The organism is Lyngbya aestuarii BL J, from assembly GCF_000478195.2.
Taxonomy (GTDB): domain Bacteria; phylum Cyanobacteriota; class Cyanobacteriia; order Cyanobacteriales; family Microcoleaceae; genus Capilliphycus; species Capilliphycus aestuarii.
The window spans coordinates 1-517 of the sequence record NZ_AUZM01000346.1 but is presented as its reverse complement, the minus strand read 5'-3'; the positions used below and the strand labels follow the sequence as shown (position 1 = coordinate 517).

Annotated in this window: 1 protein-coding gene; it reads right to left on the bottom strand. The window is 43.3% G+C overall.

Annotated features, from left to right (window positions below; translation table 11 throughout):
- Positions 1 to 517: sensor histidine kinase (locus M595_RS28460; RefSeq protein WP_023070003.1), on the bottom strand; the 517-nt coding region annotated here is incomplete at both ends.

The following is a 517-nucleotide window of genomic DNA, read 5'->3' as shown; positions in this document are numbered from 1 at the left end:
TGATCGACGCGATAAAAGCGATCAAAAATATGGGGTAAATCTTCGGGCGGAATACCCATTCCGGTGTCTGTTACCGTAATCATTACCCAACGGAACTCATAGATTAATTTTAGGCTGATTGTTCCCCCCGAATTTGTATACTTAATAGCATTATTGAGAAGATTTTCAATGGCTTGACGGAGTAACTCGGGTTCGGCGCGAATTAAAATAGATTTTTGGGGAAGTTGAGTATAAAACGTCAAATCTTTTTCTGTGGCTAAGTCTTGATAATTGGGGACTAAATCGATCAAAACTTGAACGATATTAACGGTTTGCAATAACTCGGGATTGAGTTTGCTGCTCTGACGCGCTAATAGCAATAAATGACCGATTAAAACCGTCATGGATTTGGTTAAATTGACGATTTTTTCCAGGCGTTGGCGGGGAATTTCATCGCAAGTTGGGGCGAGCAAACCGACTTGGGCGTTGCTGAGAATGGCGGCTAAAGGGGCGCGTAATTCGTGGGAAGCATCGGCGG